Consider the following 19,689-nt stretch of genomic DNA (forward strand, 5'->3'; position numbering starts at 1 on the left):
TTTTTCACCAATATCTATACAGTTCACAGTTCACGGTTCACAGTTCACGGTTTACGGTTCATGGTTTACGGTTCATGGTTCATGGTTCATGGTTTAAGGCTAGCAATTAAAGGTTTTAAAACCTTAAACCCAATACCCTATAACTTTCTTTAAACCATGACAACCGAGTTTTCGCTGCCTGAAATGCCGCTTGGGACATATTTATCCGCTTCCCCGTCATTTTCCCATTTGTTTTGATCAAGGAAGTATCGAAACTGGTATTCCTGGTCAATGGGTAAATCTATGGTAACGGTGAATGACCCGTTTTTCAATTTTTTCATCCGGGTTTTTTGGGTGTCCCAGTTGTTGAAACTTCCCACAAGATAGGCTGAGTCCGAATTCTTGGCGACTTCCGGGGGCAGCCGGAAGGTGACCTTGCAAACCGGCTTGGTTTTTAAGTATTGTTTTTTCAAACTCATGATGGGTCTTCCTTTCTTGAATCAGTTAATTTCCGCCAAACGCGGAGCAATTCGCTAACGCCCCAGGCCTGGGCATCACAGCCCCGTTCGGTATGCGGGGCGTCACCGTCGATGATTTCGGGAATCTGCCCCGCGCATCCGGTATTTAAGAGCCGGCTGCTGTTGGAAAGCCAGGACAGGGCAGTATCTGTGCCCGAATCGCCATAGCTCATGGCCCAGGCTTCGCAAAATGACGGAAACACCCAGGTCCAGGCCGTACCGTTATGATAGGCGGGTTTTCGCCGGGTATCCTCATCCCCTGTGTATATCCCCTGATAAGGATGATAGGGGTCATTTAACAGCCGGTCGTTATGCCGGATCTCCAAGGGCCGGGTCACCGGACGATCTGCCAGGCTGCGGATGGCACCGGGCACTAAAAGCTCCAGGCAGTTATCCAACAGGCTGCGGACGCGCTTCGGGTCTGAAACAGCGCCCAGGGTAACGGCAAAAAGCTGGTTGGGCCGCAGGGCATCATCCGGCTCGGCCTGGGCGGCCGGTACAAATGAATCGGCGTGCCGGCAGTCCGAAAGGTAGCCTTTGGATTGTAGCACAAATAATTCTTCTATCGAGGATCTGACCTTTTCAGCCAGTGCGTCCCAGTCACCGTCGGGGTCGTCCAGTTTAGCCAGCATCCGAAGAGCAAAATGCCACAGAGCCTGAATCTCAATCGGATAGCCCTGCCGCGGCGAGCCGGCGGGATGATTGGTATCCATCCAGGTAAAATGGGCGGGAGAATAAATCAGGCCGCTTTCCTCATCCATTTTGATGCCGTTGGGCGTTCCTTGAATATAGCCACGGGCAATAGCAGCCAGCACATCAATAATCTTTCGATGCCCGACGGATTTTTCAATGAATTCGTTGCCTCCCAAGGCATTCATCAACTCATCACAGGCCACGAAAAACCATAGGGGCGCATCCGAGGTGTCCCGGTTGCTGGCATCATTTCCGCGGATCATATTCGGCAGGGTCCCGTTTTCTTCAAATGCGGCAAACTGCATCAGGATGGCTTCTGATTCAGTCAAATAGCCCGCAGCTATCAGTCCGCGGATGACGATCAGGGTGTCCCGGCCCCAATCCAGGAACCAGGGGTATCCGGCAATTATCGTATACAGGTCTCCGCGGCGGACGACAAACGCCTTAAGGGCATCTTTTAAAGCGGATTCAAACGGGGCGTACGGCTCACCGGGTATATTGTTATCCGCCAACTGTTCATTTGAACCGGCAGATGCCGGGACATCCGGTTCGGCATTCACACTTGCCGTAAGCCCCACGGTTTGGCCGCCGGTTAAATAGATGGAGAAATAGCCCGGACTGAAAAGATCTGTATGCGGATCCATGTGCCGGTCGGCTTCCACCGGCAGGTGAATCATATACTGCCATTCCGGCTCCCACACGAAATCGCCGGCAGAGGTTTGGCAGAGAAGTTTTCGGCCCGGGTCAGGGCTAAATTCGAAGCCGTTCTCCATAACCCCGCAGCTATCCGGGAAGTGATGTTCCGGCCCCATAAACGCCTTGGTATTTGCATGAAAATTACGGTCATCAATATCCGGCCGAATGATCAGCCGTACGGGCTTATCATCCGGCAGCCGGTCCGATGCGTCGCCGGCGGTCTGGCGGTTGATAGTTATTATTACCTGATTTTCATTGGGGATCATACGTGCGGTAAACAGCAGGGAAACATGCTGGCCCTGTCCGCAGGGGATGGTAAAGTGCCAAGTGCCGCCGGCCGCGTTTTGAAGCCAGAACTGTTCCTGGCATTCAATGCCCACGTCCTGGGAATAGCCCTGAAAAACCAGCCAGGCCCGGCACCGGGAGAGCATGATATGCCGGTCGTCCGGATAATCCGGATTTAAATTGGCGGCCAAAAGCCCATCATACTTACTGCTGATCTGTGACCAGGCCGCATGGGCGCGCATCATGGCGCCCCGGCCGTTAGTGCCCAGACATTTAAGCGGGGCCTGATTAAGCGTGCTTCGGTTAAAAACTTTCTGCGCATACACCTGATCCGGGGCTGCCAGATAAAGCAGACCGGATTCGGTATGGGTATAGCCGTCCCCGTTAAACATGGAAAGCTTTAAGGTTCGATGCATATGTCCATCTGCAGACGGCAGCGGGGGAAACAGGGCAAAAAACATCCCGTCTGTGCGGCATAAAGCATCCCCGGTTAACCGGGTTTTTTCGCCGTGTTTGGTCTGCTCAATGATCCTTGCGCGAAACGGCTGCGGCGCCTCAATCATCAGCAGGTGGCCCGCGGGAATCATTACCCGGCGCCGGCAGTCGGACGGCCATAGCCATGGGACCACCCGGGCCTCATCACCAGCGGGGTTCATTTGCCGGCAGAATCCTATGGGATCAGAAGCCAGGGCATCTGCTGCCGAATCCGGATCAAAACCGCCCAGGTGGCTGGTGCCGTGGTAAACCAGAAACACTTCAAGCGCGGCCGCCCGAAGCCGCTGCCTGGCGATTCTTTCCGGAAGTCCCGGCGTATTATCGGCCGGAGCGGCCTGCTCCCCCGGGCAGAGGCAATAAACCCGGCCGGGGGGAAGGGAAATCGTATAACCCTCATGATTGGAGGTATTTATCTCAATGCGTTGATCAGTCAGGAGATCCGTGTAGACGGCATCCCCGATTCCGGCATCACTCGGGGACCAGCAGGCCTCATTCGGCTGATCCGTATCCAGATTCACCAGTATCAGAAGATTTTGCCCGGAGGGCCGATGCTTTCGGGAAAAGACCAGAATATTGGCCGCGCCGGTCTGGATCATCCGGATGTCGGTATTATCAAAAAAAGCCGGATGGGTTTTAAGGAGTTTGTTGATTCGGCGGATCTGATCCACCTGATTCTCAGTGCTTCCCCAGTTAAGGGATTTGGCGTCATGGACCTCGATTTTTTCATCTGCAAACCATTCCACCCCGTTGGCAAATCCAAACGCCCCGTTATGGGAACAAAGCGCACAGAGCGCGGTGCGCATGGCCGCAAACCGCTTGGAGGTAGCTGCCAGACGGTTGTTGTCATGGGTTTCGGCAAAATGCACCATCAGCCCGTCCGCTTCGGAAATCCGCATGGGCTCGGGCAGGTAATGCGCAATCTGATCCCGGGTGTAATTCTGAAACAGTTCGGAATAGGCCCAGTCAAATCCGCCCTTATTAAGGATATCGCGGGTCACTGACATCTTTCCGCCCAGACCCTCAAGAAAAAATATGGTTTCCGGAAATTCCTGCCGAACCACGGAAACAATATACATCCAGGCCCAAACCGGGATCATGTAGCCGGCATCGCATCGAAAGCCGTCAACCCCGCGCCGGCACCAGGTCAGAAACACCTCGCCCATATACATCCACAGATCCTTATACTGGTAGTCCAGCCGGGCCAGATCCTCCCAGATGACGCCCCAAGCGCCGGGGCGCTCGATGTTTCCCGATTCGTCCCGAACCAGCCAGTAGGGGTGGGTTTCATGGATTTCCGCCGCCCAGCCGGTATGATTGGGGGCAATATCTAAGATCAGTTTGGCGCTTCTGGCATGAACCGCATCCACCAGCTCGATAAACTGCTCAAGCGGCGTGGCCTTGGGGTCAAACCGGGCGAGCGCCGGATCAATGCCGGTGAAATCCAGGGATGCGTAAGGACTGCCGAATCGGCCCATCCGGCCGTAAGTGGTGGGCGTTGGGTTAATGGGCAGCAGGTGAATGATCCGGCATCCCAGATCGTCAATAATAAAATCGAGTTCCGCAATCAAATCCCGGAAAGTCCCGGACGGGGGTATAACCGTATAGCCGGTTTTATCCAGCTGACGGATATCATCTTCTTTCTCTTCCGGCAGACAGAACGAGCCGTCCTTATTGGGGCCGAACTGACGCACGAACGCATTGTAGATGATATTAGCGCAGCAGGTATCCGTGGGCGCCACATTGATCGTCAGGTTGTCGCCCGAAGGCCACCTGGGCGTAAATTCCCCGGATGGCAGAAAGAAGCATTTGGCCTCGAAATGGCCCACTTCGCAAAGGGGGAGCTTTATTTCAAAAGACCGCTCGTCAATTGGTTGCATGGGGATATCATACCATTCCCGGCCCAGCAGCGGTTCATCATGGGTTACCGCCCGGACGATTTGCCGGCGGATGGTCTGGATCTGCCCGAGATTGGTCCGTACCCAGGCACCGCCCTTATATGACGTCGTCAGGCTAAGCGTAAGGGTTATCGTATCCCCCCGGGTTTTTAATAAATGAAGTCCCGGTTCAGGATGTTGTTGAAGGGAGAAATCCGTCATAGATATTACTTCGCTAAACAATTTGGCAAATTTATGAAAAAAGGGCGGTGCTTGATTGAAAGGCAATCCCCTGAAGCCCGTTGGGTCCGCTCTTGTGCTGTTTCAATTTCCGGCTCTGAGTTGCAAAAAAGAATTTCCGGCACTATTTACTTATACGCTGATTCATATTAGGCTGTCTATTCAAATCATAAGCTTAACATTTCCAGGGTCAAGCGATAGAAAGGGAAAAAGAATATGGATTTTTTGGTGATTGGCGGAGATGCCGCCGGGATGAGCGCAGCCAGCCGGGCCAGACGGAACCAGCCGGATATGAATGTCACCGTGCTGGAGCAGACAACGGATGTCTCATACAGCGCATGCGGCATGCCATATAATATCGCGGATTCGGAGCGGGCAATCGATGACCTGGTCGTCCGGCAGGCCCAGGTTTTCCGGGACAAGCAGGGAATCAACCTGCTCACGGGCTGCCGGGCGGAAGCCATAGATCCGGCCGCCCGAACCGTTAAGGCGGTGGATCATACCGGCAAAGAAAGGGTGTTTAACTATGATAAGCTGCTGATCGCCACCGGTGCCTCGCCCATTATGCCGCCCATTGAGGGGATCGATCTGGAAGGGGTCCTGCCGCTGAAAAGGCTTTCAGACGGCCGGAAAATCAAGGACTTCATCCAGCACAACCGCGTTCAATCCGTCATCCTCGTGGGCATGGGCTATATCGGTCTGGAAATGTCAGAGGCCTTAAAGGAGCTGGGAATCGATGTCACCGGGGTGACCCGCGGGTTTATGGACAATTATGATGAAAAGATCGCCGATGTGGTGGGGCAGACCCTGGCGGCCCATAATGTCTCCCTGTATTCGGATCATGCAGTTGAGAAGATAGAAAAATCCGGCGCCAGATTGGCCGTGACCTGCGGTGGAAAAACGCTTGAAGCGGATATGGTGTTAATGGGTGTGGGCGTTCGGCCGAACAGCCGGATTGCGGCAGATGCCGGTATCGCATTGGGTGCAAAAAATGCCATCTCGGTTAACCGGCGAACGGAAACCTCGGTATCGGGTATTTTTTCCGCCGGAGACTGTGCGGATGCCTATCATGTGGTAACCGGCGAGAAGGTCTGGGTGCCCCTGGCCTTATATGCCAATCGGGGCGGTTGGACTGCGGCGGATAATATTTGCGGCAAGGATTCAGAAATCCAGGGCATTGCCGGTTCAGCCGTTTTTAAGGTATTTGAGCTCGAGGTCGGAAGAACCGGCCTCAGTGTGAAAGAGGCAGAGGCTGCGGGATTTGAACCGGCGGCCGTGACTATTGAGGCCAGATCCCGGGCGCATGCCCATCCCGGAGCTAGCTCCATCTGGGTTCATATGGTGGGCGACCGAAAATCCGGCCGGCTGCTGGGCGCACAGATGGTTGGTAAAGAAGGGGTGGCCCACCGGATCAAGGCCCCGACCGTCGCCCTTCATGCGCAGATGACAGTCCATGATTTCAGCCAGACCGACCTAGCCTATGCCCCCCCGTTTAGCCCGGTCTGGGATCCGATGCTGACGGCTGCCAATCAACTGCTTAAGAAGCTGTAAGGTAATTGGGTGAGTAAAAAAAAGATTAAGAGCAAGAGTAAGATTAAGATTAAAACGAGCTATGAAATGCACGGTCTGTAAGGAAAGCGCGTATATAAAGATCGACCGGCATAACTCGGCCTTATTTGTGATTTAAAGGAAAAGATTTCGGCGGAGAAAGCGGCCGGCAACATTTAGCACAGGGTTGAGGAGACAGGGGCTTGACAAATTCGGATGCAACCAACGATAGACGCGGTTTGGATGAGCTAAGACAGGCAATTGACGGCATTGATGAACAGATCGTCTCTTTAATGGCCGAACGCCAGAAGGTGGTAAAGCGGGTAACGGAAATTAAAAAGGCTAAAAACCTACCGGTTTATCATCCATCCAGAGAGGAGGATCTCGTCTCCAGCCGCCGTTCGCAAGGGGCGAGTGCCGGGCTTGACCCGGATTTTATTGAAGAACTCTACCGGGTGATCCTTCGGCAGTCGCGGATTGAGCAGACCCGGCGCATGGAGCGAAAAGCGGTGCTGCCCGGCGGGATTATCCTGATTGTGGGCGGCAGAGGAGAGATGGGCCGTTATTTTGAGCGCCGTTTTACTGAGACCGGCTATCATGTCCGGATTTTGGATAAAACGGACTGGCCGGATGCGGAAAAGCTGTGTGACGGTATTCATGCCGCGCTCATCAGCGTCCCGATTGATCAGACTGATGCGATTATCCGCAAACTCGCCCCGTACTTACCGAAAGATGCGGTGCTTGCCGACATTACGAGCATCAAGGCCTCGCCCCTGACCGCCATGCTTGAAGCCCATGAAGGCCCGGTGGTCGGTTTTCATCCCATGTTCGGTCCAACCACCTCGAGTCTTGACAAGCAGATTGTGGTGGCTACCCCCGGTAGACTCCTTTCAGCATGCCAGTGGCTCCTTGATCAGTTTGCCGCCTGGGGAAGCGTCGTTGTGACGGCAGATGCCCGGGAGCATGATGAGGTCATGGATTTGGTCCAGGCGCTGCGGCATTTCGCCTCATTCGCATTCGGCCAGTTTTTATACCGGAAAAATATCGATCTGGAACGAACCCTTGATTTTACAAGCCCCATCTACCGGCTGGAACTGGGAATGGTGGGGCGCTTGTTTGCCCAGGATCCCGCGCTTTACGGGGAGATCATTTTTGCCTCAAAAGAGCGGCGGAATCTGCTTCGCGAGTATATCCAGTCCCTTCAGGACAATTTGGCCATGCTTGAGGAAAACAACAAGGAGCGGTTTGCGGCTGAGTTTTCAGAAATCGCAGAATGGTTCGGCTCTTTCAGCGAGCAGGCCATGCGCGAGAGCACCTATATCATTGATAAGCTGATCGAGCGATTCTAACAGGTAACAGGTTTTAGGAAAAATTCCCGATAGGCTGCCATCGGGTCATGACACGGGTGATGGGCGCGCCCTGTCCGTCATGATAGATGGCATGCAGGTAGGCGTGATCGGAGGATTCGACCAACGGTTGGGTCAACGCGGTCACGCGATCACCGAAAACCGCATCCCCCTGATACTGAATCGATATCTCATGGGGCAGGCAATGGCCGGCCACCGATTGGGGCACGCTTTCCAGGGCCCAAATGACGTATACGGTATTGTTGACATGCCGGTTAAAATCCAGATCATGCAGCCGGACCAGAAAAGGCCGGGTATACGTATGCTCACTAAGTTCGGGGATTGGGGAGAAATCATTTTCAACAGGGAGCTGATGGCCGTTCATAAGTTCTTCCGGCATGTGATACTTCAGGCGGACCGGCTTTTTGGTATCCAGCCGGGTTAAGACCCAGGAGCTTTTGGCGGTCATGATCAGTCGACGGGATTCATCAAATACATCAAACTGCCGGAGTTCATAAAGGTTGTTCACCGGATACCGCCAGGTATAAAGCGCAATCCGCTCCTTCCACACCGGATACCGGTAAATATGCAGCTGATACCGGTATACCACCCATGCCAGGTTTTTCGGCAGCAGGTCAAGCGCGGAAACCCCCATATCAGCACAGTGGTCGCTCGCAATATCCTGAAAGTAGTTTAGCACCATGCCGGGTTTGAGCCGGCCTTCGATCCCGGTCTCGGCATATCGGACACTTAGAGTGGTTTCGTATTTCATAGCTTTATTCCATCAAACCTTAGCATAATCAAATCCCCACGTCCCGGACGCCGGATCAAACTCCATATCCTGGAAAATATTCGGGTATTCGCGTTTGCAGATATCGGCGATCCGGCCGGCCACGATCCGGATTTCCTCTTCTGCCGCGGGGGCGGTTCGCATGCCGATAATATGGCGCCAGGCCCGGAGATTGCCGGTGACCATAATGGAGGTCCCGAGCCCGATGGGGGCCAGGCGGCGGAACATGGAGGTCAGATGCTTTTTTTCGGTAAAATCCGATGAGTCGTGGATACCGAAAATCTCTGCCAGTTCTTTCTGCGTATTTTCCAGAAAATCAATCACTGACTCAAATTTCTCCTTGGCTGCCGGGTTGTTCCGGGCCGCCTCCGGCATCCAGAAGGAGAGGTCGTCCAGCCGGACGTAGCGCAGGCTTTCCTGGCTGTAGGCCATACCGGCCCGGTGCCGGACCAGCTCATGGGTAAAGACCCGGGAAACATGGCGGCAGATAAAGGTCATGTTTACATGCTCCAGGATCGACCCATGGCCGCTTTTTAACACATTGGCCAGATAGCGCTCATTTCCGCGACGCACCTGGGAAACATTGGGATTGGTAGCTTCCGGTTTTTCCGGATCATAGGGCTGCCAGCTCCGGTAGCACATACGGCCGGCGGCTTCCGCGAGGTTTTCACCGTCCGAGACATCCGGCTCAGGTGCCCAATCCGGACTGCCGATGTCACTTAAATAGGCGTCAAGACCCTCCCGGACGAGCTGAGTTTTGGCAATCAAATAGACTTTGGGCTGTTCTATGATTTGCATGGACGATCCTTTTCGGGGTTGGTTTAACCAAATTTAGGTTTCAGATGGTCCGGGCAGGAAAAGGCCGTTTAATATGAAATCGACATGTTGACGGAGCCGAATTTCTGGTTGCCGTCCTGTTCCTCAAATGATTCCGTTCTGATCACGTAGGCCATGCTGAGCTTGACCTTGCCCATTATTATTCCCAGGCCGGTGACATAATCGGCCACCACCGGCTTTTTGTCCACGCTGTGGCTGTCTGAGAATGTATTGCCGTCTAAAAATATATCCCTTAAGACCGCTTTTCCGTCAACAGAGCAAAACAGGTGCAGACCGAAATTTTTATCCGGCGTCATCCGGGGATCGCGCGCATCAAAGGCCCCGTTAAAAGCGCTGGCCGGCCGGATGGGAAAATTTCCGAAATCATTGGGCATATTCCAGCCCAGGCGAAGCGTAAGCCCCAGGTTGTAGAAGGTCATGGCGTTGCCGAGGCCGCCGCCGGTGTCCAGAATGCACTCATAGCCAAAAGTGTTGCCGATGTCCGAGTCAACAAGCTTTTTTTGTGGCTGTATACGATGCCGAGCACCGGCTCATCATCCAGCTGATTGTCCCAGCCGTTGGGGTCCTTATCATTGAACAGGGCGTGTACGGCCTGCTGGCTTTCTTCCGCATATGAGTGGGGGCCCACCATCCCCAGATAAAGCTCCAGGGTATCCATTGTTTTCGGCGTCCGGTTGTGAAAACCAATGCTGCCGTATGTGATTCCGGCATAGGGGCGATCATCCTCGATCAAGTCCTCCTCTTCAATGTCTTGCGGGGTATAGATATTCTGACCGAGGGAGTAGGTGATGTTGTTCCGGTTTTGTTCGGAGTCTTTAAACGGGAGTTTTCTGAGTATCGGATACAGCCACCGATGCGGCCATGCCTTGGACGGATAGGCCTGATAGATCGGCGAGCTCCAGGTCAGCTTCAGCCCATTGGTGTAACCCTGATCTTCTCCGGCGAAAATATCGTTTTCAAGATAAATGGTAAAAGTGCTTAGGTCGCGCTGCAGTTTTTCCGCTGTGAGATCATCACTGGGATATCCGATAAGTGTAAAAATCAGCAGCAGGCTAAAAAATGATCTGTAAAAAATGTTTGTCCAGTTCCGCATTTTTTTCTCTGTCTGTGTCTCTGTCTGTGGTTGAATAAAATAAAAGTTAATGGTCTAGATTCGGTGTCCCGTGAGCCGGTGGTTGGCCCTCGAACGGGGTTTTTTTGCTGAACCAGGTTTTAATGACCGCATGAACCAAGGTTGCCAGGGGAATCGCAAAAAATAAACCCCAGACGCCCCACAACCCGCCGAATACCAGCACGGCTACGATAATCGCCACCGGATGGAGATTGACCACCTCGGAGAGGAGCAGGGGAACCAGGATATTGCCGTCTATCAATTGAATAATCCCATAGGCGATGATGGTATACATGAAATTCGGGCCGATCCCCCACTGGAAAAACGCCATCAACGCCACCGGAATCGTCATTACCGTGGCGCCGATATACGGCACAAGCACGGAAATGCCGATAAAAAAAGAAAGCAGCATGGCGAAATTCAGGTCGAGCACGGTAAAGGTAACATAACTGGCGCTCCAGACAATAATGATTTCCCATAGCTTGCCGCGGATAAAGTTGGCGACTTGAAGGTTGACCTCATCCCAGACTTCGGTGGCCAGATCCCGGTTTGTGGGCAGAAAGCCTTTTGCCCACTCGATGATCAGATCCTTGTCTTTGAGGAAAAACAGCACCAGGAAGGGCACCAGCACCAGATAGACCAGGATGGTGATCAGGTTTTTAACCGAAGCCACGGAAAAGACCAAAGCCGTCTGACCCAGTCGGGTCAATTCGGATTTCAAAAAATCAATAATTTGTTGAATCTGGGATTCAGAAACCAGTTCGGGATATTTTTGCGGCAGCTGCATCAATTCTTTCTGGCCGTTGGCAATTAAAATCGGCAGTTCCTGAATTAACTGGGCGATCTGACGGGACAGGAGCGGCAGCAGCCCGCCAACCAAAAGCAGCAGGCAAATGAGAAACGCGGTAAAAGCCAGCAATACGGCAATTTTTCGGGGCACCCGGAACCGCTGCAGCCGGAGCACCCCCCCTTCAAGCAGATAGGCGATGACCAGTCCGGCGAATACGGGTTTGAGCATATCGCCGAGCAGAATGATCAGCAAAAAACCAACAATGAGAAATGCCCAGAGAATGACGATCTGGGGATCGGAAAACCGTTTTTTCAACCAATCACGCAGCATGCTCAGCATAGGCCAGCCCTCGCTCAGCGGGAATCAAATAGCAAAAAATTATAGGTGGCCATTAACCCACTTTTCAAGATCTGCCAGTACCCGCTCCCGGTCTTTCGGGGCTTCATTATAGATTTCATGGTAGAGCCCTTCATAAAAATGTAGGGTCTTATCTTTCACGGTGAGGCTGTCAAAGAATTTACGGGCGGTCTGTGCCGATACCAAATGGTCATCCCCCGCCACCTGCATGAGAATGGGGGTTTTAATCGACGGGGCAGAGCGGATCGTATCGGCCATGGCATCCACATACTCCGTAAACCAGCGGGCGGTAACCCAGGGATGAACCAGCGGGTCATTGTCATAATCGGATACGACTTTGGTGTCATGACTTAAAAACCGGGAGTCCACCTCATTGTTTAAGGCCATTGCCGGCCATATTTTGGACATGATCCGGCCGGCAGCCCCCTTAATAACCGGTATTTTGTCAGCCGGGGCAAGGCCCGGAGAAGAGGCGATTACGCCGTCGATCATGTGGGGATGTTTTTCCGCGTAATTTAAAACGATCAACCCCCCCATGCTGTGGCCCAAAAGGAAGCATTTCATGTTTTCAGGCATATCCGTCCGGACGAGTTTCATCATCTGCTGGAGATCCTCAATATATTGATCAAATCTTTGGATATGCCCCCGCTTGCCCCCGCTCTGCCCATGTCCCCGGTGGTCGATGGCCCATACGGACAGCCCCTTTTGCAGCAGCCGTTCCATGACATGATGGTATCTGCCGGAATGCTCGCCAAGTCCGTGCGCGATTAAAATCCGGCCGCGTTCCGGGGCGGCCTGGATTTGGCGATAAAAAATCGGAACATCCGCTGAACCGTTGAAGGAGCCGTTGAATTCCGTATTTGTGGTCATGATTAACCTCTGCTGCCTGAGATGCTGGTTATGGTTGCCGAATCATATAAATGATTGCCGCGGTTAGCTGCCGCGGGGCCTTTTGTCAATTCAAGTCAGATACCGATTTTTGATAAAAACGTGCTAATGGAATTGACCGTCTGAACTAGTCTGGGATGGGAGGCCTCAAATTCACGGACCGATGAGGACAGACCGTCAAGTGCGATTTGAAAGAGCCGGGGGTTGATTTCCTCCCGGGTGGACTCATGGGCCGCCGCTTTTGTAAACTCCTTTACGCTCTTTGCTTTCTCGTGATCGGTCTTGTCTAATTCATTGATCTCATTGTTTAACTGTTTCAAAAGATCAAAATATTCGGTTTTTTTTTCTTCCGGTATGTTGGGGGACTGCTTGATTTTGGCTTCTATCTTTTCCAGGGTATGTTTGAGCATAGCGCATCATCCTTTCTTTTTAATTATAAAACGCTTTCCTTCTATCAAATGATTCGATAAAGATCAATTGCTTAAAGCCATGATGCTTAAAGCCATGCCCGGCTGTAGCGCGACCCGGTTTTTTAAGCCAAAAAACAGAAAGTGGATGCCATGAATCCCTGTGAAGATTGCGCGATTGAGGATAAATTGTATGAATGCTGCGGCCGGCATCCGGAAACCGGGGCGGTGGTGGATTTACAGCTAAATGATAACCGGATTGCCAGGGCCTGCCCTCATCTGTCACCCAACGGCACCTGCCTGATATATGATTCCCGGCCCTATGGGTGCCGGATGTATTATTGCGACCGGTATTTCCGTCAAACCAGAATCGGGGAGGGCTATCTTGTATTTCTGGCTGAATGGGGGCTGGATGCAGCGGAGGGGGATTGATCTATCCGGAGAGCGGCACCTTGACATCTAAATAATTAATGATCTCAGTCCATGGGGATATCTCAAGTCCCAGCATGGATTGGATCAGGCAGCCATCCAGGGCCGTAATGATGAGTGTAGAGAGCACCTTATTGTCAGCCGCACCGGAAGGATCGATTTTGGCAAATCCTGTCTGGATCATGACGTTCCAATCCCGGTATTTGTTGCGGAACCGCTCCGCCAGTTCATCATTGCCGTTTAACGCCTGCTGCAGTAGATACAGATGAAGCCGGCCCCGGGTCTCAGCCGCCATAATCCGCTCAAAGAGAATATTTAATATGTCCTTCCACTCGGCATTGTCATGATGGTTTTCAATGATATCAAACAGGTTGCTGGAGATCTGGCTGATGTGCGCTTCAGTGATATCGAAAATCAGGTCATTTTTGCTGGCATAATAGTAATACAGGCTGCCTTTGCTGATTCCGGCGGCTTGGGCGATATCGGTCAGACTGGTTTTGTCAATGCCCTTTTGGACAATGACCTGGGTGGCAGCCTCAATAATCTGCTGGCGCTTTTCAGCCTGCTTGGCGGCAATTTTGTCGCTCATGGAAACTTTCCCGTATCCCCTTATAAAAACAGCGGGCCCCGTATACAGAGAAAATACAGGGCCCGCTGGGAAAGCAATAGTTAAACCCGGCGCAAAAGCGCGGCCAGATCGCCCAGTTCCTGTTTTTCCAGCACCGCCGGATCGGGAATGCCGTTCGGATGAATGCCCCGCAGTTCGTAGAATTCCCGAAGCATCAGGTCCATATCCGGCAGGCTGCCGGCTGTTGGGCCGTCATCGAGTTCGGTCATCAGCCGGCTGGGCACCTGATCATCCTCTGCCCGGGCGCCGAACAGGTTGGTCAGGCCCCGCTTGAGATACCAGAGCCGGCGGCCGGCCTGCATGATCTCTTCAAGTGTGTAATCAAAACCGGTTGTCGCATTTATGATGGATATGGCCTGTGTGGCGCTCAATGGCACTGCACCCAGGTTACAGAAGACCGCACAGGATGAAAAAAACATCCCATAGTCCTGGCAGGCCACATTCAACCGGGCCCGATCCTGGCTGCTGAATTCCTCGTAATCCGCGGCCAGTTCTTCGATTTCCGGGATGAGCTGGGAGCCGCCTTCTACATTAAAATCAAGGCTGGCCTCGTGGCATGCCCCCCGGGGGGAGACGGCATACGCCAGTGCATAGCCGTGGGCGCTTCTCGGGTCATGCATCGGCGCTTCCATGCGCTTGATCGTGGTCAGAAAATCCGGGGCATTTCCTCCAAGCCGCCGGGCCGCGGCTTCACTGCCTTCGGCCAAAAGGGCGCCCAGACCCTCTCTTTTGCCGATTTTTTCCGTCATGGCCACAATGGCTGAGGCGTTGCCCCAGGTTAATTCAAGGCCGCCGGTATCGGATGCGGAAATCAGCCCGTTTTCAAAGCATTCAATGGCAAACGCGATGGTGGCGCCGCAGGTAATGGTATCCATGCCGTAGCGGTTGCAGATATCATTGGCTTTGGCAATGGATTCAATGTCTGCATTCAGGCACATGGAGCCGAAAGTGGCCACGGTCTCATATTCCGGGGAGGGGCCCTTGGCCATTTTAAAGGGCCCGTCTTTTACTTCCGCCTCTTTTTTGCAGGCCACGCTGCAGCCATAACAGGTTCTGTGGCCGGCATGGATTTTCTCCTCGATTTCCGTGGGGCCGATATCATCAATCTGATCCCATTCATTCATCAGCCAGTTTTTGATGGGCACATCGCCGGCCAGGCTGCCGACATCAATATGGGCCGGGGTACCGCTGGCACGGATGGCATCAATGAAAATGCTTTCTTCGTAGACCTCTTTTAGGTCCTTCTTGATCTCAGCGAGTTTTTCCGGAGCCGCGGCGTCAATTTTTCCGGTGCCGTTGACATAGATGGCTTTCAGGTTTTTGGCGCCCCAGACCGTCCCCATACCGGCCCGCCCGGCGGCGTGGCGCTTACTGTTAATAATGGATGCATATTTAACGAGATTCTCGCCGGCCGGCCCGATACAGAAGACCGTGCCCGTGCGGCCGGTTTCGGATTTCAAGTCAGACACCATGGCCGCATCGGTTTCATAAATATCTTTTCCCCAATAGGCGGCGGCATCCCGGATTTCAACCGTATCGTTATTGATAAAAACGAAGGAAGGCTTTTCCGCCTGGCCGGTGATGACAATGCCGTCATAGCCGGCAAATTTCAGCCGGGACCCAAAAAATCCGCCGATATTGCTGTCCCCCCAGACGCCGGTCAACGGTGACTTTGTGCCGACGGTCCATCTGGCAGCGCCATCCAGCTTGAAGCCGGTAGTCGGCCCGGTCATCAGAACAAAGGGGTTGCCCGGATCCAGCGCATCGATAGCCGGATCATCCTTTATCAGATCAAAATAAATCTGCGCGCCGAATCCCAGGCCGCCGATGTGTTTCCGGGCAAACGCCTTATCCAGTGGTTTTTTTTCAATTTTCCCGGATGAGAGGTCGATGTAGAGGAGTTGGCCTGCATAGCCGCCCATAGTAGCCTCCTAATGAATGTTGTATTCGCTGTATCCGTTGTTATCCAGATACTTGGGATACATTACGTATGTTGGTTTGATTGCCGGGAGGAGCTTCAGGATTTTGGGAATCGGCCCCTTGGCAACCATTTCCTTGCGGGTCAGGGCCTTGGTGAGGTTGACCTTGCCGAACCAGAATTTGTGAGCAATGTCAGCGGTCATGGACATTTCAACTGTTGCCTTGGTCTCCGTGTCATGGGGCCGGACATCGATTTTATCGCCTGAGCAGTCAACCACGATAATTAGGTCCGGATCCGTGTACTTGAACCGAATGATCAGATTTGATTTAAGCAGTTTGTCTGCAATATGGGGCGTCTCCGCCAATTCCCGGAAAAAACCGCCCAAGACCTCTTCAAATTTTTCAGTACTTTCGAATAAACCCATAATTCCTCCCTTTCGATATTGTTGAAATGTGTTTAATTATTAAAAGGCCCTTTGGATATAGGGCAATAATTCTTCCGGCTCAACTTCGCGGGGATTGTAAAAAGAGGTTCCGTCATTAACCGTACCTTCGGCGATATCCGCCAGTCCGTCTTCGGGGACCCCGACTTCGCTCAATTTAATGGGCAGGGTGCCCAGCTCGTGAAGCTTGCCGGTCAGCTTCCGGACCGCTTCAATGGCTTTTTGGGCAGCCTCTTCCTCAGGCAGGCCGGAGACGGTCTCTCCCATAACCGGGGCCAGGCGGGCGAGCTTTTCCGTAATTTCTTCGAAATTATATTCCATGCCATACGGTAGATAAATCGCGTTGGCCTCTCCATGGGGTACCCGGAAGAGGGCGCCGGTGACATGGGCCATGCCGTGGACACACCCGACCATGGAATGGGTGAATGCGATGCCGGCCATGGCGGCGGCAATTAACATGGCGCCCCTGGCTTCTGCGTCCTCGCCGTCTTCAGTAGCGGCTACAAGGTATTTCATGATCAGTTCGATGGCCCCTGCAGCAAAGGCGTCAGAAAAAGGCGAAGCTTCAATTCCCACATAGGCTTCAATGGAATGGGTCAGGGCATCCATACCTGTGGAAGCCGTGAGTTTCGGCGGCAATGAAAAGGTAACTTCCGGATCCAGTACAGCCAGATTCGGCTGCAGGAATTTATCTGCAAAAACGAGTTTTTCCTTATTCTCCTCGTCATAGATAACCGCCACCATTGTGACTTCGCTGCCGGTGCCGGCAGTTGTGGGGACAACGATATGCGGCTTTAACGGCCGGGTCAGGAGATGCCCGCCGGAATAATCCTCGACCAGATCACCGCCCTCGGAGAAGATGATATTGACCGCCTTGGCTGTATCAATGACACTGCCGCCGCCAATGGAGATGATGCCTTCGGCACCGGAAGCTTTAACCGCTTCCGTACATGTATTTACATCACTTAACCGGGCATCCTGCTTGACATCGAGGAAGGTGCCCACCATTTCACAGCCGGCTTCCGCAAGTCCGTCAGCCAGCTTCTGAACCAGGCCAATGTCATTGAGGATATGATCGGAGACAACAAAGTATTTTTTGATGCCGATAATATCAAGCTCAGGTTTTAAATCAGAAATGATACCAGGTTCATACACAACCTTGGTGGGACTGTAGAATGCAAAGAATTCAGGTAACATGACGCGCTCCTTGATTGGGATTGCAGAATTAAAATTAAGTCGGCCGACCAGCTTAGTTTTTTTAGCAGCCCTTATTTTTCCCGTCAAGTAATTTCCCGCATAATACAAGAAAAATGGGGGGTTATAAAAAAGCAGGCTATACGAAAACATCGATTATTCGTAGGATATCTGTTTCGTGCGCCCATAGGTCCTGATAAATCTCCGGCCGCCTGAGAAAGCTGGATGGAAATATGCGCTTTATTTTATTGCGCGTCGTGTGCTAAAGGTTTCAGGTTTCAGGTGTCAGGAAAGATTTGCCTTTCGAATGCGGGCAAGCCTGAACACTGAAACCTGAAACCTCTTATTTTTCATCTTACCGTTACATGCCGCCGAATGATTTTTCACTCATCTGAACCGGCGCATCATTGCTTTGCTGCACCGCATTCATCCGGCCAAGGGTCTGCGGCAGGATGGAGTGGATAAAGTACTGGGCGGTTCTCAGCTGGCCGTCGTAGAAGGCGGCGTCCTTGTTCTTCTCCGCTTTTTCAAGCCGGGCCGCATCATCTAAGCTGCCGGCAAGTTTTTCAAGTTTGGGGGCAGCCGCAACCGCCCGCCACAGATGCATCCATGCCATAATCACGTCGCCGGTGACCATGAGAAACGGATAGGCCTCGGCAAACGCGGTTTTTACCTTTTCCGACATGGCGGCTTTCCCGATGTGCATGGCCACCTCGCCGAGCCGGCTGACCGCCTCCTCTACCCGGGTTGCCATATCCGAGAGCGCCTCAATGGATTTGGCCTCGGCAACGGTTTTATGGATTTCGCCCAGAAAATCCATAAACACCTGGCCTTTCTTCATGCCGAGTTTTCGGCCGAGCAGATCCATGGCCTGGATGCCGTTGGTGCCCTCATAGATGGAGGCGATTTTGGCATCCCGGGTCAGCTGCTCAACCGGATAATCGCAGGTGTATCCGTACCCGCCGTAAACCTGGATAGCCTGAACGCAGACATCATAGCCCACATCCGTGCAGTAAGCTTTGACCAGCGGGGTCAAAAGATCGATCAGCCCCTGGGCCGTATCCCTTTCCGCATCCGAATCCGCCAGTTCTTCCCGGTCGAACAGCGAGGCCACATAATAGACGAAACTCCGCATGCCGTCCACGTAAGCTTTCATCCAGATAAGCATGCGCCGAACGTCCGGATGGGTGATAATGGGCACAGCCGGGGCCTCCGGATCGGACATCTGCATGAGATCTTTGCCCTGGAGTCTTTCCCGGGCATAATTGACGGCATAGAGATAGGCGCCTGAGGCGTGGTTCAGCCCCTGGAGGCCGACCCCGAGCCGGGCCTCATTCATCATGTAGAACATCACCCGCATGCCCTTGTTTTCTTCGCCCAGCAAAAGACCCCGGCATTTGCCCTTGCTGCCGAAGGCCAGCGCTGTGGTGGGACTGCCGTGAAGGCCCATTTTTTCCTCGATCCCGGTGGGCACCACGTCATTGGGTTCGCCCAGACTCCCGTCTTCATTGACCCAGATCTTGGGCACGATAAACAGCGAGATCCCCTTGCTGCCCTTGGGGGCCCCCTCAATCCGGGCGAGCACGGGATGGATGATGTTTTCGGTCATATTCTGGTCGCCGTTGGTGATAAAGATTTTGTTGCCGGTGATGGAATAGGTGCCGTCATCATTTTTCACCGCCGTGGTTTCAAGGTTCCCGACATCGGATCCGGCATTGGACTCGGTCAGCACCATGGTGCCGCCCCATCTGCCGTTATACAGATTATTGAGAAACATTTCTTTCTGCTGCTCAGTGCCGAAAAGCTCGATCATTTTGCCGGTGCCGTGGCCCAGCACCGCAAAGGCGGCAAACGCGAAATTGGCCCCGATCAGGTATTCATTGGCCGCCTGGGCAATCAGATGCGGCAGGCCCTGGCCGCCGATTTCGGGATCTTCGGTCATGGCGATCCACTCACCCTCACGGAAAAGTTCCAGCGGCCGGCGATAGCACTCCGGGGCGATCACCTGGCCGTTTTCATATCTGGCCCCGTTCCGGTCGCCCTCGGCATAAGTGGGCAGAATTTCTTTTACCGCAAAGTTTCTGGCTTCGTTAATCACCATGTCCAGGGCCTTTTTATTCAGATCCCCGTATTTTTCGGTCTTGGTTAATTTTTCCGCATCCATTTGTTCATACAGGACAAAATCAACGTCCCGCCTGTCTGCGATATACTGTTGTGCCAT

Annotated in this window: 17 protein-coding genes; 3 read left to right on the forward strand and 14 right to left on the reverse strand. The window is 53.1% G+C overall.

The features are described 5' to 3' along the window. Positions 1 to 149 precede the first annotated feature (149 nt). Positions 150 to 458: an isoamylase early set domain-containing protein gene (locus U5L07_01565; protein MDZ7830419.1), complete on the reverse strand. Its 309-nt coding sequence runs from the start codon at positions 456 to 458 to the stop codon at positions 150 to 152. Next, the gene (locus tag U5L07_01570) at positions 455 to 4,762 is read right to left on the reverse strand and encodes an amylo-alpha-1,6-glucosidase (protein MDZ7830420.1); all 4,308 of its coding nucleotides are present in this window, start codon (positions 4,760 to 4,762) and stop codon (positions 455 to 457) included. Before U5L07_01570 ends, U5L07_01565 begins: the two co-directional genes overlap by 4 nt. 234 nt (positions 4,763 to 4,996) lie before the next feature. On the opposite strand from U5L07_01570, the gene U5L07_01575 reads away from it, so the two are divergent. Both U5L07_01575 and tyrA read left to right on the forward strand, forming a co-directional pair. Continuing rightward, on the forward strand, positions 4,997 to 6,331 hold the full coding sequence (locus U5L07_01575) for an FAD-dependent oxidoreductase (GenBank protein ID MDZ7830421.1): 1,335 nt from the start codon (positions 4,997 to 4,999) through the stop codon (positions 6,329 to 6,331). Between the two features lie 200 nt (positions 6,332 to 6,531). Next, a complete protein-coding gene (tyrA, locus tag U5L07_01580) occupies positions 6,532 to 7,677 on the forward strand; it encodes a bifunctional chorismate mutase/prephenate dehydrogenase (protein MDZ7830422.1) in 1,146 nt (381 codons plus the stop codon). Between the two features lie 13 nt (positions 7,678 to 7,690). Here the strand turns inward: tyrA and U5L07_01585 are convergent, their stop codons facing one another. The 7 genes from U5L07_01585 to U5L07_01615 all read right to left on the reverse strand — a co-directional run bounded on the left by U5L07_01585 (position 7,691) and on the right by U5L07_01615 (position 12,857). Continuing rightward, positions 7,691 to 8,446: a thioesterase gene (locus U5L07_01585; GenBank protein ID MDZ7830423.1), complete on the reverse strand. Its 756-nt coding sequence runs from the start codon at positions 8,444 to 8,446 to the stop codon at positions 7,691 to 7,693. A gap of 12 nt (positions 8,447 to 8,458) precedes the next feature. Continuing rightward, the gene (thyX, locus tag U5L07_01590) at positions 8,459 to 9,262 is read right to left on the reverse strand and encodes an FAD-dependent thymidylate synthase (protein MDZ7830424.1); all 804 of its coding nucleotides are present in this window, start codon (positions 9,260 to 9,262) and stop codon (positions 8,459 to 8,461) included. Between the two features lie 68 nt (positions 9,263 to 9,330). Next, on the reverse strand, positions 9,331 to 9,813 hold the full coding sequence (locus tag U5L07_01595) for a DUF2219 family protein (GenBank protein MDZ7830425.1): 483 nt from the start codon (positions 9,811 to 9,813) through the stop codon (positions 9,331 to 9,333). Then, positions 9,717 to 10,394 (reverse strand): lipid A deacylase LpxR family protein, encoded by a 678-nt coding sequence (locus U5L07_01600; protein MDZ7830426.1) that lies wholly within the window; start codon positions 10,392 to 10,394, stop codon positions 9,717 to 9,719. Before U5L07_01600 ends, U5L07_01595 begins: the two co-directional genes overlap by 97 nt. Positions 10,395 to 10,440: 46 nt before the next feature. Beyond that, positions 10,441 to 11,532, reverse strand: coding sequence for an AI-2E family transporter (locus tag U5L07_01605; GenBank protein ID MDZ7830427.1), 1,092 nt, complete (start codon positions 11,530 to 11,532; stop codon positions 10,441 to 10,443). A 48-nt stretch (positions 11,533 to 11,580) separates the two neighbouring features. Beyond that, a complete protein-coding gene (locus tag U5L07_01610) occupies positions 11,581 to 12,429 on the reverse strand; it encodes an alpha/beta hydrolase (protein ID MDZ7830428.1) in 849 nt (282 codons plus the stop codon). A gap of 95 nt (positions 12,430 to 12,524) precedes the next feature. Then, positions 12,525 to 12,857 carry a DUF4404 family protein gene (locus U5L07_01615; protein ID MDZ7830429.1) on the reverse strand — a complete coding sequence of 111 codons (333 nt, stop codon included), beginning with the start codon at positions 12,855 to 12,857 and terminating at the stop codon, positions 12,525 to 12,527. Positions 12,858 to 13,007: 150 nt separating this feature from the next. Between U5L07_01615 and U5L07_01620 the strand changes: the two genes are divergently transcribed. Further along, the gene (locus tag U5L07_01620) at positions 13,008 to 13,286 is read left to right on the forward strand and encodes a hypothetical protein (protein ID MDZ7830430.1); all 279 of its coding nucleotides are present in this window, start codon (positions 13,008 to 13,010) and stop codon (positions 13,284 to 13,286) included. Between the two features lies 1 nt (position 13,287). Here the strand turns inward: U5L07_01620 and U5L07_01625 are convergent, their stop codons facing one another. The 5 genes from U5L07_01625 to U5L07_01645 all read right to left on the reverse strand — a co-directional run bounded on the left by U5L07_01625 (position 13,288) and on the right by U5L07_01645 (position 19,689). After that, positions 13,288 to 13,872, reverse strand: coding sequence for a TetR/AcrR family transcriptional regulator (locus U5L07_01625; GenBank protein MDZ7830431.1), 585 nt, complete (start codon positions 13,870 to 13,872; stop codon positions 13,288 to 13,290). Positions 13,873 to 13,952: 80 nt separating this feature from the next. Continuing rightward, positions 13,953 to 15,833, reverse strand: coding sequence for an aldehyde ferredoxin oxidoreductase family protein (locus U5L07_01630; protein ID MDZ7830432.1), 1,881 nt, complete (start codon positions 15,831 to 15,833; stop codon positions 13,953 to 13,955). A 9-nt stretch (positions 15,834 to 15,842) separates the two neighbouring features. Continuing rightward, complete coding sequence (locus U5L07_01635) at positions 15,843 to 16,256, reverse strand: SCP2 sterol-binding domain-containing protein (GenBank protein MDZ7830433.1); 414 nt, start codon at positions 16,254 to 16,256, stop codon at positions 15,843 to 15,845. Between the two features lie 39 nt (positions 16,257 to 16,295). Continuing rightward, positions 16,296 to 17,471, reverse strand: coding sequence for an iron-containing alcohol dehydrogenase (locus tag U5L07_01640; protein MDZ7830434.1), 1,176 nt, complete (start codon positions 17,469 to 17,471; stop codon positions 16,296 to 16,298). Positions 17,472 to 17,829: 358 nt separating this feature from the next. Beyond that, a complete protein-coding gene (locus tag U5L07_01645) occupies positions 17,830 to 19,689 on the reverse strand; it encodes an acyl-CoA dehydrogenase (GenBank protein MDZ7830435.1) in 1,860 nt (619 codons plus the stop codon).

Source organism: Desulfobacterales bacterium, assembly GCA_034520365.1.
In the GTDB taxonomy this organism is placed as follows: Bacteria; Desulfobacterota; Desulfobacteria; order Desulfobacterales; family Desulfosalsimonadaceae; genus M55B175.